The organism is Alteromonas stellipolaris (genome assembly GCF_001562115.1).
GTDB lineage: Bacteria > Pseudomonadota > Gammaproteobacteria > Enterobacterales > Alteromonadaceae > Alteromonas > Alteromonas stellipolaris.
Genome location: NZ_CP013926.1, coordinates 265,389 through 280,876 on the forward strand (window position 1 = coordinate 265,389; position 15,488 = coordinate 280,876).

The following is a 15,488-nucleotide window of genomic DNA, read 5'->3' on the forward strand; positions in this document are numbered from 1 at the left end:
TTCCAGCGTGGTTTTAAATTACAATCTGCGCCAAATTTCTGATTAAACAATAATTATGACTGCAATTGGGATTGATTACGGTACCTCAAATTCTGAGGTGGTGTACTTTGATGGCGCTACCCATAGACATATAAAGCTCGACCCGTCACTTGAACAGGGCAATAAAATTCGCTCGTCTGTGTTTATATACTTTGAGGATGAGCTGCCGCCTCCGCCTGATGCCATGGTGGAAGCTAAAGTGTCGCAGTTGCAGCGTTTAATCAACGAGCAAATAGACAAAGCCAAGCAGGGCTATTACGACGCTAAAGATCCCAAAGAGCAGTCGCGCTATAGCAACCGTATTGAATCGCTTCGTGGTGAATACCATAACCGACCTGCGTTGCAACGTAAGGCTATTCAGCAGCTTATGCACGCGATGTCACTGGAAGAAATTCCATTGTTACGCTTAGTGGAACATGGCAAGTTTGCCTTCGGTGAAGAAGGGTTTAAACGCTTTTTAAAAATGCCTGATAAAGGCCGCCTAATTTACTCACCTAAAAATTTCTTAGGTGCATCATTAGATGGCGACCAGAAAAAGGCGTTCATTGGCATTATTGCCAAACAGTTAGCCTATTTTAAACAGTGTGCAGAAACCCAACTAGAAACACCGGTTTCTTCGGTAGTTATAGGTCGCCCGGTTAAATTTCACGGTACTCGTGGTGAAGTGGGCAATACCCAAGCCATTCAGATTATGACCGAAGCAGCATCTAACGCTGGCTTCAGTAAAATTAATTTTCTGGATGAGCCAATTGCGGCAGCGTATAAAATAGAGCAGACATTACCCCGCGATACCACAGCGCTTATTGTGGATATAGGCGGTGGTACGACAGACATCTGTTGTATTAATCTTTCACCAGAACGAAATAACCAACTGGATAGAAAGCAGGACGTGCTATCGGTTACCGGAAGACGCTTAGGCGGCATGGATTGTGATAAGAGTCTGTTGCTGAAAGTAGTTGCGCCTGAAATGGGAATGGGGCTTAAAATGATTAATGGCCTGCCTATTCCCCCTACTTATTATTCTGATATGTGTGCGGTGGATAATATTCCAGCTCTTACTCGCTTTTTCTCTGACGATTACGGTTTAGAGATTTCTCAAACCATGTCAGTAACCAAACATCCTGAGCAATTAGAGCGTTTGCTGCTAGTACAAGAAAATAAGTTGTCGGCGCGGGTGGTGAACTCGGTGAGAATGGCAAAAGAACTGCTTTCTAGCAAAGACAAGATCACCTTACCGCTGCATTACATTGAAGAAGATTTTGATGTGAACATTAGTACCGAGGACTTAAAAAGTGCGTTAAAGCCATGGTTAAGTAAGGTAAAAGCCTTAGTGGTGGAATGTTTAGAGAAAAGCGCTGCGGCACCTGAGGTTGTGATGGTTACCGGTGGTATGAGCTTATCGCCTATTATTATCGACGCATTGTATGAGGAGCTACTGACCGGATTGCCTCGATTAGAGAACGATGCGTTTAACTCTGTGTGCGAAGGCTTGGCTATTCAAGCCTCTAAGTTTTAAAGCATAGTTATGCTAGCTGCCTAGCTGCTAAGCTAATCAAGCGCTGAAGTATTTAACAGTGCGAAAAAGAAAAACGCGCCGAAAGGCGCGTTTTTTTTCTTGATTCTAAGCCTTAAATACCAGGCCTTAAAAGCCAAACCTTAAAAGCCAAGCCTTTGAAGCTTAGGAGCTTAAGCTTGTGCTTCAAGCATTGGCTTTAAGAATCGGCCGGTATGAGAAACCTTAGATTCAGCCACTACTTCTGGCGTACCTTCAGCAATAATTTGACCACCGCCTGAGCCACCTTCAGGGCCTAAGTCGATGATCCAGTCGGCAGTTTTGACCACATCAAGATTGTGTTCGATAACCACCACTGTGTTGCCATGGTCACGGAGTCGGTGCAGTACGGCTAGTAACTGTTTAATATCGTGGAAATGCAGCCCTGTGGTGGGCTCATCCAAAATATACAGGGTTTGGCCGGTATCACGTTTCGACAGTTCTTTGGCTAATTTTACCCGCTGTGCTTCACCGCCCGATAAGGTAGTGGCTGCTTGGCCCAAACGAATATAAGCCAAGCCTACTTCTTTCAGCGTTTGCAGTTTACGGGCAATGGCAGGAATGGGATCGAAGAAATCTCGAGCATCTTCTACCGTCATCTCTAGCACTTCGTGAATGTTCTTGTCTTTGTATTTCACTTCCAAGGTTTCGCGGTTGTAGCGCTTGCCTTGGCAGACGTCACACGGCACGTATACATCGGGTAAGAAGTGCATTTCTACTTTAATTACACCGTCGCCCTGACACGCTTCACAGCGACCGCCTTTCACGTTAAAGCTAAAGCGACCTGGTTTATAACCGCGAGAACGTGCTTCCTGTGTACCGGCGAATATTTCACGAATAGGCGTGAAAATTCCGGCGTAAGTTGCAGGGTTTGAACGCGGTGTTCTACCAATAGGGCTCTGGTCGATATCGACCACCTTATCAAGCTGATCTAACCCCGTCATCGAAATATAAGGCGCTGGCTCAGAGGTAGTAGCTTTGTTTAATTCACAGTGGGCGATTTTATAAAAGGTGTCATTAATAAGGGTAGATTTGCCTGAACCAGATACACCGGTTACGCAGGTCATCACGCCCATAGGCACTCGCAAGTCTACTGACTTCAAGTTGTTGCCTGTGGCCCCTTTTAGCTCCAACCATTTATCATCTTTAATAGGTGTGCGAACTTCAGGAATAATAATTTTTTCACGGCCAGATAAGTATTTTCCAGTAAGTGAGTCTTCACTTGCTAGAATATCTTCAAGCTGACCTTCAGCAATAATTTCACCGCCATGTACACCGGCTCCAGGGCCAATATCTACAATATAATCGGCTTCACGAATGGCGTCTTCGTCGTGCTCTACCACCAATACCGTGTTACCCAAATCACGCAAGTGTCTAAGGGTCTTCAATAAGCGTTCGTTGTCACGTTGGTGAAGCCCAATAGAAGGCTCATCAAGAACGTACATTACACCTACTAATCCAGCACCAATTTGGCTCGCCAAGCGAATACGCTGCGCTTCACCGCCCGAGAGGGTATCGGCACTGCGTGAAAGGGATAAGTAGTTCAAGCCAACGTTAACCAAGAAGCGTAAACGATCGAGAATTTCTTTTAGAATTTTCTCCGCTATTTGGGCTTTTTGGCCTGTTAACGATAAGTTTTCGAAAAACTCGTAGGCATCGGCAATAGATTTATCTGCAATGGTAGGCAGTGTAGTGTCTTCAATAAAGACATTACGGGCTTCTACGCGCAAGCGTGTACCATTACAGCTGCTACAGTGCTGTTGGCTTAAGTATTTAGCAAGTTCTTCACGTACCGCGTTAGACTCGGTTTCCCGATAGCGGCGCTCCATATTTGGAATAATGCCTTCAAACGGATGCTTACGCTCCATTACATCGCCGCGTTCGTTAATATACTTAAACGCTAACGACTTACCTTTAGAGCCATACAGCACAATGTCTTTGTGTTTTTCATCTAGCTCGCCGAAGGGGCCAGTAAGGTCGAATTCGTAATGATCGGCAACCGATTGCAGCATCTGAAAATAATAATAACTGCGTTTGTCCCAGCCACGCACTGCGCCGCCTGCAAGGCTTAACTCGTCGTTACCCACCACACGTGTTGGGTCGAAGAACTGTCGTGTACCTAAACCATCACAGGTTGGGCACGCCCCAGCAGGGTTATTGAACGAGAATAATCTAGGCTCTAATTCACTAATACTGTAACCACAGTGCGGGCACGCGAAGTTAGCTGAAAATACAATTTCTTCAGCATCGCTGTTGTCCATGTCGGCTACAAGCGCATTGCCGCCAGCTAACGCTAATGCGGTTTCAAAAGATTCTGATAAGCGCAGCGCTAAGTCATCGCGCACTTTAAAGCGGTCTACTACCACTTCGATAGTATGCTTTTTGTGTAAATCTAATGGCGGTGGATCGGATAAGTCACATACATCGCCGTCTATTCGCGCACGAATAAAACCCTGGGCAGACAAATTCTGCAGAGTTTTTAAATGTTCACCTTTACGTTCTTTCACGATAGGTGCTAGCAGCATTAACTTGCTGCCTTCTGGCATTGCCAGCACCTTGTCTACCATCTGACTCACGGTTTGCGCATCAAGCGGCACATCGTGATCTGGGCATCGTGGCGTGCCAACACGGGCAAACATCAAACGAAGGTAGTCGTAAATTTCGGTAATAGTACCCACGGTTGAACGAGGGTTGTGTGACGTTGACTTTTGCTCAATGGATATAGCCGGTGACAAACCCTCTATATGGTCAACATCAGGTTTTTCCATCATAGATAAAAACTGACGGGCATACGCAGACAACGACTCAACGTAACGACGTTGACCTTCTGCGTATAGGGTATCGAAAGCTAAAGACGATTTACCTGAGCCTGACAGCCCAGTTATCACTACCAGCTTGTCTCGTGGCAGTGTTAAATCGATATTTTTCAAATTGTGGGTGCGAGCACCGCGTATCTCGATTTTATCCATTGAAGCCTAAGTGCGAAAAAAAGAATCAGTATGCCATAGTCGTCAAGCAAATTGATATTGCATTGCATGATCAAGTTATACTGATTGGCTATCAATGAGATCAACTTAAGATTACATTAATCGAATATTTCGAACGTAGGCAGCTTACTAATATATGCTACACTTCGCGCCCACATTGATTTAGAGGAACGGTACAGCTTTGAACGCTCTGGAATTGCGCGCCTCGCTAGCGCTAGCATCTGTTTATGTATTACGCATGCTGGGATTATTTATGGTGATGCCGGTGTTAGCCGTCGCTGCTATGGATTATTCAGACTACTCACCTTTAATGGTGGGGCTAGCGGTAGGTGGATACGGTTTAACACAGGCTGCTTTGCAAATTCCAATGGGTATGATGTCTGACAAATGGGGACGAAAACCCGTTATTTTGTTCGGACTGGCTGTATTTGCGTTCGGGAGTTTCGTGGCGGCCAATGCCGACACTATGGCGTGGCTGATTGTAGGGCGTATATTACAAGGAGCAGGCGCCATCGCCGGGGCCATTATGGCATTAGCCACCGACGTTAGCCGTGAAAGCCAACGGGCAAAAGTACTGGCAGTTATCGGCATAGCAATTGGCTTTTCCTTTTACATGGCAGTGCTGTTAGGGCCACTCATTGCGAATAATTGGGGCTTGGCGGGTATTTTCGCTATAACCGGTGTGTTAGCCATTGTTTGTATGCCGTTGGTGCAATGGGTTGTGCCTAATGGCGAAATACTCAGCAGCGGCGATACGTTACCTCAAAAGGGTCAACTTAAACGCTTAGTGTTCTCTTCACAGCTTTGGCGCTTAAACGTTAGCGTGCTTATTTTGCACATGCTTATCACTCTGTTGTTCGTGCAACTACCTTTAACCTTACTGCATTTTGATATGGCCCTTGATAGCCATTGGACCGTGTACTTACCGGTATTAGGTATTTCGGTGGTGGGGTTAGTTATTATGATGGGTATGGCCAGAGGCCGCACACCAAAATCCTATCTACTTTTCGCCGTGGTACTTATGGGCAGTGCATTTGCAGCCCTTGCCATGAAAGACCATAGTTGGTGGATAACGACTGCAGCTGTCGTGCTTTTTTTCACTGGGTTTAATTATTTAGAAGCCAACTTTCCCTCTCTTGTTTCCAGTATTGCGCCGGCAGGTCAAAAAGGCACTGCCATGGGCATTTACGCTAGCTTCCAATTCTTTGGCGCCTTTTTAGGTGGCATGTTATCTGGATTTGTAACCGATATTTGGTCGCCTGATATCGCCTATATGATTGGTGGGGTAAGTACGTTACTTTGGCTCTATATTATTTATGGGCTAAAAGAAGTAAGCCGCGTTAAGCGTGTCATGATGAACGGTAGCTTTAACTCGCATCAGGAAGACGCGTTAGAGAAAAATATTTCTTTGGTTCCAGGTGTTTTAGAGGTGACTTTAAATAGTCAAAATGGCACGGTATATTTAAAAGTGAACCGAGACTTCGATGCTACCCAAGCTAGGGCGGTAATTGATAGCGCTTAGTAAACAAAACCTAAGCTTAAATAGGCTGAAATAACGAACGTAAGGAGTGCGACCGTGATAGATTTATCGTCTTTTAAAGGCATTATTTTTGATATGGATGGCACCCTAGTTGATTCAATGGGCAGACATATCAACGCGTGGCAAGTGACCTGTGAAGTATTCGGCTACCCATTTGATGCTGATTACATCCACAGTTTAGGGGGCGTGCCAACACTTGAGACTGTTGAGATGTTGAACGCCAAATACAACAAACAAAATGATGCTGAAGAAGTCGCTGGTTTTAAAAAGCGTACTTCTGAAAATTTACCCGATATCCCTACGTTAATTCCAGATACCCTTGCCGTATTTAATCACTACATACAAAGCCACCCTATTGCGGTAGGCACAGGCTCTGACAGACCCCATGCCGAGTGGTTACTAAGTCATCATAATATTATTGAGCAATTGAAAGCATTGGTCACGGCTGATGATGTCAAAAATGGCAAACCCCACCCAGAAACCTTCCTTATGGCTGCAGAAGCAATGAATGTTGCGCCAGAAGATTGCGTAGTATTTGAAGATACTGAAATGGGTCAACGAGCTGCGTTAGGTGCAGGAATGACATGTGTTATGGTAAAAGACGGTAAGATAGTAAATTCATTGGTGTAAGCAAACACTTAGTCAACAAGGATTGTGATATGACATTCTCGAAAATATTTACTGTGGCGGTTATGTCATTAGGCTTAGCCGCCTGCGCAATTAATGTGACGCCAAGTGCTTTTTTTCATCAAGACACACAAACAAAGCCCCTGACAACCACGAAGCTACATGCGGCCATTGAGCAAGATAAAACTTCGGCGGGGATTACTCGCGTAGAAATTGATAATGAGCAAGGCCTAACGTTAAGAGGCGTTGCTGTGTCTTATGCCGAGCCTGTTGTGAATATTGTTTTTTACGCCGATAACCGTATGCCAGTGAGCGAAAACAATAGTGTGCTGCATCGCTTAGGAAAGATTCCAGCGAATATTCTTTGGATGGATTACCAAGGTGTGGGTGCCAGTGATAAATCTGAAAAGCTCAGTATTAACGCCATTAAAGCCGATGCATTGACTATTTTTGATTACGCTGAAGGTATATTCGATAAGTCGTTACCCACTATTGTGCATGGCAGAGGCGTGGGCAGTTACTTTGCCAGTTATGTGGCGGCGAATAAACCTATTGGCGGGCTAGTGCTCGATGGAGCGTTTAACAACATATCTGACCTTATCGCTAACATGGTACCTGGGTTTTCCAATTCATTGACCAGCATGAAACTTCATCCTGAAGTACACCTAATGCAAATAGCGCCTATTTTACGACATTATGAAGGCCCTTTGTGGCTGTTGGTTGGTGAGAAAGACGTTATCACCCCTTTTGAAATCAGCAAGCAATTGTTAGCGACCGCAGCCAGTGATGCGAAGTACATAAGTGTTGTACCGGGTGCTACCCATAACGCAACGCTCAAGCACGATTTCGCTATACAAGAATATCAACGTTTCATCAGCCATATAAGCCCGTAGAATCAAGGTTTATCACACTTTTTAGCCTGTGGATAAAGTGTGGATCAAGTTGTTGGTAACTCCCTTATCGTATAAATTTAAAATAAGATCGTGATCTGCCTAGACTAACTGGTCAGATCACGTTAACTCAACTAAATCAAGGGCTGTAGCAAGTTTATTTTAGATCGGTCAATAAGTAGATCTTTAGCAGTATCAGGATCGCTAGTAGCAGGGGATTGGGGATAAAAGTTTTCGTCAACAGATCAAGCTCAGTAAGTTGTCAAGATCTATCATCCATGAAATTTTCTAACAGATAGCGACTTACCTTCATAATTTTTACCTATCGATGAAGGTAAGTACCAAGCCTCGCTCTAGGATAGGAAAATAGCGAGCTAGACCCTTACCACCGAGTCACGTTTAACGATAGTAGGCGTATATTTAAAAGTAAGACCTTCTTCAGGTTTTGCCCCAGCAGCGTATTTCAGCGCAAGTTCTGCCGCTTTTGCTGCCATCATTTCTATTGGGTAACGCAAGGTGGTCAATTTAGGGCGACAATATTTGGCTAACAGCACATCATCATAGCCCATCACCGACACTTGCTCGGGTACAGCGATACCATGGTCTTGTAACATGGTCATTGCGCCAGACGCCATAGCATCGTTATAGGCAAGCACCGCAGTAAATTCAGCGCCAGTAGCGAGTAAGTTCTGCATGGCCAATTCGCCGCCTTCTTGATCTGGCGTCGCATACTCAATCATGCTTTCAGGTAAGGTAAGCTTGGCTGCTTCGGTAGCGTTAACTATGCCTTCTAAACGGTGATTAGGATCATCAATACGGTATTGGCTGCTTATTACCGCCAGTTTTTTATGACCTTGATTGATAGCATGTTCAGCCATCAAGCGCCCGCCGGTGACGTTATCTAACCAAACGCAACGATTAGCAATCTCGGGAATAAAGCGGTTAATCAGCACAAAGCCCGGCACTTGCTTAGAAAAGTCGATAAGGGTTTTATCATCTAACGCCTTACTGTGAACCACCATGGCTTCTACGCGGTGTTCCAGTAAAATTTCGATAGCACGCAATTCGGTTTCTTTTTCTATTGAGCCCGCACTTAATAGAATTTGAACGTTATTCTTACGAGTAACGGTTTCAACACCATGGGCAAGCATTGCGAAGAAAGGGTCGTGAAGTTCAGCTAACACTACGCCTAGCGATGCACTGCGCTTGGTCACTAAAGCTCTGGCATTAGCATTGGGTCTATAACCCATTTCTTCCATGATGAGTTTTACCCGCTGACGGGTATCTTTGCCAACCTTTGGGCCGTTATTTATAACGCGTGAAACGGTTGCAAGAGATACACCTGCAGCCTGAGCAATGTCTTTAATCGTAGCCATACAGAAAAATTAGCAATTATTATTAGGTTATAGAAGTGAAGACACGCAGTTTAGGTAGGCCAGTAAGCATTTCTGCCACTCACTTTAGGCATATTGGCTGCAACTATCCTCTGTTATGGCGTACAGCGTACAGTATATTTACAAAAAAACATAAAAATGTTCTACCAAATAGCACTATAAACAGAATAAGAAAACGTATACCCTCCTTGCTGTTGAGGTCGTGCCAGCCTATTAATTAAAAAATGGTAATCTTCATTTCTTGCAAAAAAGGTTAATGCATTGTTATGAAAGTTGAAGCGTCTGATTTTGGTGTCGTTAATGGTGATAAAGTCACCCTTTACACGTTAAGTAATTCACAAGGTATACAGGCAAAAATTTTGAATTATGGCGGCATAATTCACGAATTAAATGTGCCAGATGACCAAGGTAAGCTTCATGCTTGCGTGCAGTCATATTCAACCATAGATGGCTATGTGGACGATCCCAGTTACAGAAATGCAATAGTAGGGCGTTTCGCTAACCGCATTGGGCATGGAAAGTTCACCTTGAAAGGTACTGAGTATCACCTCGATAAAAATGGGGGGGAACATAACTTGCACGGCGGCATTCCAGGTTTCCATAAAAAGATGTGGAAAGCTAAGGCAGAAACGCATGCAGATAGTGTTTCGTTATCTCTAAGCTTATTTAGTCCTGACGGCGAGGGAGGTTTTCCTGGCAACGTAAATGTTGAGGCTGTTTATACCCTAGATGATTCTAATACATTATCGCTCTCATTGAATGCTACTACAGACAAAGCGACCCCTTTCAGCCTTACCCAGCACGCATATTTTACGTTAAGTAAAGATGAGACAGTGGAAAACACGTTGGTGCAAATTGACGCTGAACGGGTTACCGATGCAGACAGTACTTTATTGCCAACAGGTAAACTTATAGAAGTAGCCGGTACGCCCTTCGACTTTAGCGCACTCACCAGGGTGAACGAAAACAGCGCAAAATCACATGACTTGTATAATTTAGTGGGTGGATACGATCATAACTTTGTATTAAATAAGGTGGAAGCTGGAAAGCCTCAGGCACAAGTGTTTGCTGAAGATACAAATCTGCAAATGGATTTATACACCGACTTACCGGGTATTCAATTCTATACGGGTAGCTTAGAAACTGACAGTCAGCTTGGCGCATTATGTTTAGAGCCCCAGCACTTTCCCGATGCACCGAATAAACCAGAGTTTCCTGATTGCATCATTTCTCCCGATAAACCCTTTAGCGCTAAAATTCGGTATCAATTTACGCTGAATTAAACGAAAAGATAGTACATTTGAATTGTTAATTTATTTAACAATGTATTATCTTTATTCGATAATTGATAATCGTGAGCCCTTACTATATTATTGAGGGTAAACGTTTAACCTTTTTGGTTTGATTACACCCACTCACACAAAATTTATTTGGTGACGGTGTGGCAAAATTGCAACGAAAGCCAAATAAATAGTGAGAGAAATTATGGGAAAGCCCTTCGACCCAACTGACGATCCACATCGCCGTTATAACCCATTGCTAGGTGAATGGGTTTTAGTGTCGCCACATCGCGCTAAGCGCCCTTGGCAAGGACAATCTGAAGAGCCTTCGAACGAGCAAAAGCCATCATACGATCCCACTTGCTATTTATGCCCAGGCAATACTCGGGTAAACGGTGAGGTAAACCCTCATTACACAGGTACTTTCGTTTTTGAAAATGACTTTGCAGCGTTGAAAAAAGATACCCAACAAGCCAGCGAAAAGAGTGGGTTGTTCCAGTTTGAAACCGAGCAAGGTTGCAGCCGTGTTATCTGCTTCTCTCCAGATCACAGCAAAACGTTGCCGGAACTTACCGACGATGAACGCACTGAAGTGGTGAATTGTTGGAAAGCACAAACCGAAGAGCTAGGTAAAGAATTTACTTGGGTTCAAGTGTTTGAGAACAAAGGGTCAGCGATGGGGTGTTCAAACCCACATCCTCACGGTCAAGTATGGGCGCAGCAGCACTTACCTTCAGACCCAGCGAAAAAGCTAGTTCAACTTGGTCAATACTACGCAGAAAACCAGCGCCCAATGCTGCTTGATTACGCCGAACAAGAAGTTGAAAAGCAGGAGCGCGTAGTTTGCCAAAATGATGATTGGGTTGTCGTGGTGCCATACTGGGCTGCTTGGCCTTTCGAAACCTTATTGCTTCCGCGCTTTGACGTACAGTCATTAGATAAAATAACCGATGCTCAAGCGTACTCGTTGGCACAAATTATTGGTGATATCACCAGCCGTTACGACAACTTATTTGAAACGTCATTCCCGTATTCGATGGGCTGGCATAGTGCGCCGTTCGATAACGAAACGCATCCAGAATGGACTGTACACGCCCATTTCTTCCCACCACTTCTACGCTCAGCAAGTGTACGTAAATTTATGGTTGGCTACGAAATGATGGCTGAAGCTCAGCGCGACCTTACGCCCGAGCAAGCGGCAGACCGATTAAAAGCACTGCCTGTAGTGCATTATAAGAAACGCGAGAACACCAATGGATAACCAGTTACTTTCATCAGAATTTACACGTTGTTTCGGCACAGAGCTTACGCTTATTGCCCACGCGCCAGGTCGAGTGAACCTAATCGGTGAGCACACCGACTACAACGAAGGATTTGTGTTTCCAGCCGCCATTAACTTTGGTACTTGGGTTGCTGCATCAAAACGTGATGACAACGACATTGTTGTGACAGCCCTTGATTATGAAAACCAACAAAACCAGTTTTCATTGGCTGATATTCAGTATGATGATAATCAAGGCTGGGCCAACTATGTGCGTGGCGTGGTCAAAGTCCTTAAAGATGCCTTACCCGATTTTGCTGGTGCTAATCTTGTTGTAACAGGCAACGTGCCACAAGGCGCGGGTTTAAGCTCATCTGCTTCTTTTGAAATCGCTATTTTGAAAGCCCTTAGCGCATTATATGAATTACCGTTAGACGGTGTTCAAGCGGCCTTACTTGGTCAGAAAGCTGAAAACACCTTTGTGGGTTGTTCGTGCGGTATTATGGATCAACTGGTATCGGCCATGGGTCACGAAGGAAGTGCAATGTTGCTTGATTGCCAATCACTGGCGATTGAACATTCTCCACTGCCTTCATCACATCAAATTGTGATCATTAACTCAAATGTAAAACGTGGCTTAGTAGACAGCGAATACAATTTGCGTCGTGAACAGTGTGAGCAAGGCGCATCGTTATTAAGCGTTCCTTCGTTGCGTGAAGCGACTATTGAAATGCTCGAAACCGCTAAGCCTCATATGCCTGAAGTGGTTTATCGCCGTGCCCGTCATATTATTACTGAAAACGCTCGTACATTAAGTGCAAGTGAAGCATTGAAGATAGGTGATATCACTACGGTGAGCGAGGCGATGGCTGAATCTCATGTTTCTATGCGCGATGACTTTGAAATTACCGTACCGCCAATTGACTACCTTGTAGAGATTATTGGCGAAGTGTTAGGTCAAACCGGTGGCGTTCGCATGACTGGCGGCGGTTTTGGTGGCTGCGTTGTGGCGTTAGTTCCAACCGACTCAGTGGTTGCGGTTAAGCAAGTGGTGGCCGACAAGTACTTCGATGAGACGGGCTACAAAGCCGATATTTATGTATGCACAGCCACTCAAGGTGCCTTTGCTTAATTTTTCATGTAATACACAAGCCCCCCGTTAACGATTACTTGTGCCCCTTGCGTTGTTTTGAATTTCAAGATAACGCTTTTTTTTGCCTTAAATTTATATTTCTTGTTCATCCAAGTTAATGAAATGTGATATTAATGATGCGCTTTTTGGCGAAGTCATAAAGAAAGTCATGGTGTGGACTTTAACTTTAATAATAATACCAATAGCCTTCATCGACCCTGCATCGAGAAAATTCGCACCGCAAAACTAAAATAATCGTTGGGAAAAACTATGAAATTAGCATCGTTAGATATCACAGTGTTTGTGATCTATGTGGTGGCGCTTATCGGCATCGCATGGTGGGTATCAAGGGAAAAGCAGGGGCACGAAAAAGATACAAACGACTACTTCTTAGCAGGCTCTAGCTTGCCTTGGTGGGCAATAGGGGCATCGCTGATTGCTGCTAATATATCGGCAGAGCAGATCATTGGTATGTCAGGCTCTGGCTACCAGCTGGGATTAGCTATTGCCTCTTATGAGTGGATGGCAGCCATCACACTTATTATTGTAGGAAAATACTTTTTACCCATTTTCTTAAAGCACAAAATATATACCATGCCGCAGTTCTTAGAGCAGCGTTACGACCATCGCGTACGTAAAGTCATGGCAGTATTTTGGTTAGGGGTTTACGTATTTGTAAACTTAACCGCGGTATTGTGGTTAGGTGCCTTGGCCATTAACACTATTGCTGGTGTGGACATGGTTTACGGAATGATATTCCTAGGTGCTTTCTCACTAGCTTATTCGCTATACGGCGGGCTAAAAGCCGTGGCACTCACCGACATTATTCAAGTGGTACTGTTGATATTCGGCGGCTTGTTTTTATCCTATACTGCGCTTAATTTAATCAGTGGTGGTAATGGCCCTATTCAAGGTTTTATTGACCTAAGTAACCAGCTACCTGAAAAATTCGATATGATTTTATCGAAAGATAATCCGCATTATATGGACTTGCCGGGCATTTCAGTCCTCATTGGTGGTATGTGGATAATGAACCTGTCGTACTGGGGCTTTAACCAATACATTATTCAGCGCACACTGGCGGCGAAAAGCCTACAAGAAGCCCAAAAAGGGATTGCGTTTGCGGCATTCCTTAAACTGTTAATGCCATTGATTGTGGTGTTACCAGGCATTGCGGCAGTGCTATTAGTGCCGGAGCTTTCAAAGCCTGATCAAGCCTACCCATCACTAATGAGCATGATGCCAGTAGGGTTGAAAGGGATTATTTTTGCCGCGTTAGTAGCAGCGATAGTATCGTCGTTAGCTTCGATGACCAACAGTGTATCGACCATTTTCACTATGGATTTATACAAAGATAAACGCCCAAATGAAAGCCAACATCACTATGTGAAGGTAGGCCGAATTGTTAGCTTTGTATCACTTATTATTGCCATGATTACCGCAAAACCATTATTGGGTAATTTCGATCAAGCCTTTCAATATATACAAGAATTTACAGGCTTCTTTACGCCAGGTATTTGCGCCTTGTTTGTATTGGGTATGTTCTGGAAGAAAACCACCGCGACCGGTGGACTGTGCGCGGCATTAGGTTCGTTTGTTCTTAGTATAGTATTCCGTCAATTCTGGCCTGAACTGCCGTTTATTGACCGTGTTGGTATCGTGTTCTTACTTTGTGTTTCTGTGGCAATCATCGTGTCGCTTGCCGAGAAAAAAGGTGTACATGAAAATGCGGTAGATTTAGATGAGGTCGAATTCGCCACAACGAAAGGGTTTAATATTGCAGCCTTCGCCGTAGTGTGTTTGCTTATCGCCTTCTACGGCGCTTGGTGGTAAAGACTGCTGCTGGTAAAGCGCTGCTGGCGGTAAAAAGCCACTGGAGGTAGAAAGTAACTGGTAATGGTTTGGGCGCTTAATCTATCAAGCGCCCAATAAAACCATGCGAAAGTTCAGCCGACAAGCTATGAATATTTTGATAGCGTTCAAATTTGAAAGCGAGTGGGAAAGAAAAAACTTAATTTCTCCCGTTCAAAATAAGATATACTAATCGGCTAATATCGATGAAACTTTCGCACTTGTTGTTGTCACAAAGTGATAGATCAGCAAGGCACTAAATACGTTACAGGAGACACCAATGGCAACGAAAGGCGTTAACAAGGTCATACTTGTGGGAAATCTAGGTAATGATCCTGAAGTACGATACATGCCTAACGGTAACGCCGTTGCGAACCTAAGCTTGGCTACCAGCGAAAGCTGGAAAGATCCGCAAGGCCAAATGCAGGAACGCACTGAGTGGCACCGCCTTACTATGTACCGTCGCTTAGCAGAAATTGCCGGAGAATACCTGAAGAAGGGTTCTCAAATTTACGTTGAAGGTAAATTGCAAACGCGTAAGTGGCAAGATCAGTCAGGCCAAGACCGTTACACCACAGAAATCATTGTAGACCAAATGCAAATGCTTGGTGGTCGCGGTGGCGAAGGTGGTGGTGGTAATGCGGGTGGCGGTTATCAACGCCCTCAGAACAACCAGCAAGGTGGGTATCAGCAACAAGGTGGTCAAAGCCAAGGCGGTTATCAGCAGCAAGGCGGCCAGAGCCAAGGTGGTCAAAATCAAGGCGGTTATCAACAACAAGCGCCTAACCAAGGCGGTGGTCAGTCACAGCCTAAGCAGCCTCCAATGGCTGAGCCGGACTTTGATTTTGATGACGATATTCCGTTCTAGTCTTCCAACCTTTACAGTGTAAAGAAATTTTCATGAAAAGCCCTGTTAATACAGGGTTTTTTTAAGA

Annotated in this window: 11 protein-coding genes; 9 read left to right on the forward strand and 2 right to left on the reverse strand. The window is 44.5% G+C overall.

Going from position 1 to position 15,488, the window contains the following annotated elements; translation table 11 throughout:
- The first annotated feature begins 55 nt into the window (after positions 1 to 55).
- Entirely contained in the window at positions 56 to 1,555 is a 1,500-nt protein-coding gene (locus tag AVL57_RS01120; protein WP_057794690.1) for an Hsp70 family protein, read from the forward strand.
- 170 nt (positions 1,556 to 1,725) lie between these two features.
- On the opposite strand, the gene uvrA is transcribed toward AVL57_RS01120, so the two are convergent.
- A complete protein-coding gene (gene uvrA, locus AVL57_RS01125) occupies positions 1,726 to 4,560 on the reverse strand; it encodes an excinuclease ABC subunit UvrA (protein ID WP_057794687.1) in 2,835 nt (944 codons plus the stop codon).
- A 199-nt stretch (positions 4,561 to 4,759) separates the two neighbouring features.
- On the opposite strand from uvrA, the gene AVL57_RS01130 reads away from it, so the two are divergent.
- The 3 genes from AVL57_RS01130 to AVL57_RS01140 are packed head-to-tail and all read left to right on the forward strand — an operon-like array spanning position 4,760 to position 7,638.
- A complete protein-coding gene (locus AVL57_RS01130) occupies positions 4,760 to 6,100 on the forward strand; it encodes an MFS transporter (protein ID WP_057794686.1) in 1,341 nt (446 codons plus the stop codon).
- A gap of 54 nt (positions 6,101 to 6,154) precedes the next feature.
- Positions 6,155 to 6,748, forward strand: coding sequence for an HAD family hydrolase (locus AVL57_RS01135; RefSeq protein WP_057794683.1), 594 nt, complete (start codon positions 6,155 to 6,157; stop codon positions 6,746 to 6,748).
- A gap of 29 nt (positions 6,749 to 6,777) precedes the next feature.
- Entirely contained in the window at positions 6,778 to 7,638 is an 861-nt protein-coding gene (locus tag AVL57_RS01140; RefSeq protein WP_057794681.1) for an alpha/beta hydrolase family protein, read from the forward strand.
- Positions 7,639 to 8,009: 371 nt separating this feature from the next.
- Here the strand turns inward: AVL57_RS01140 and AVL57_RS01145 are convergent, their stop codons facing one another.
- Entirely contained in the window at positions 8,010 to 9,011 is a 1,002-nt protein-coding gene (locus tag AVL57_RS01145; protein WP_057794679.1) for a substrate-binding domain-containing protein, read from the reverse strand.
- Positions 9,012 to 9,295: 284 nt separating this feature from the next.
- On the opposite strand from AVL57_RS01145, the gene AVL57_RS01150 reads away from it, so the two are divergent.
- The 5 genes from AVL57_RS01150 (at position 9,296) to AVL57_RS01170 (ending at position 15,421) form a co-directional block, all read left to right on the forward strand.
- Positions 9,296 to 10,312, forward strand: a complete 1,017-nt coding sequence (locus AVL57_RS01150) for an aldose epimerase family protein (RefSeq protein WP_057794677.1) — start codon at positions 9,296 to 9,298, stop codon at positions 10,310 to 10,312.
- A 202-nt stretch (positions 10,313 to 10,514) separates the two neighbouring features.
- Positions 10,515 to 11,570 carry a UDP-glucose--hexose-1-phosphate uridylyltransferase gene (locus AVL57_RS01155; RefSeq protein ID WP_057794675.1) on the forward strand — a complete coding sequence of 352 codons (1,056 nt, stop codon included), beginning with the start codon at positions 10,515 to 10,517 and terminating at the stop codon, positions 11,568 to 11,570.
- A complete protein-coding gene (gene galK, locus AVL57_RS01160; protein ID WP_057794672.1) occupies positions 11,563 to 12,702 on the forward strand; it encodes a galactokinase in 1,140 nt (379 codons plus the stop codon). Before AVL57_RS01155 ends, galK begins: the two co-directional genes overlap by 8 nt.
- A gap of 270 nt (positions 12,703 to 12,972) precedes the next feature.
- The gene (locus AVL57_RS01165; protein WP_057794670.1) at positions 12,973 to 14,535 is read left to right on the forward strand and encodes a sodium/sugar symporter; all 1,563 of its coding nucleotides are present in this window, start codon (positions 12,973 to 12,975) and stop codon (positions 14,533 to 14,535) included.
- A gap of 298 nt (positions 14,536 to 14,833) precedes the next feature.
- A complete protein-coding gene (locus tag AVL57_RS01170; protein ID WP_057794667.1) occupies positions 14,834 to 15,421 on the forward strand; it encodes a single-stranded DNA-binding protein in 588 nt (195 codons plus the stop codon).
- The last annotated feature ends 67 nt before the right edge of the window (positions 15,422 to 15,488 follow it).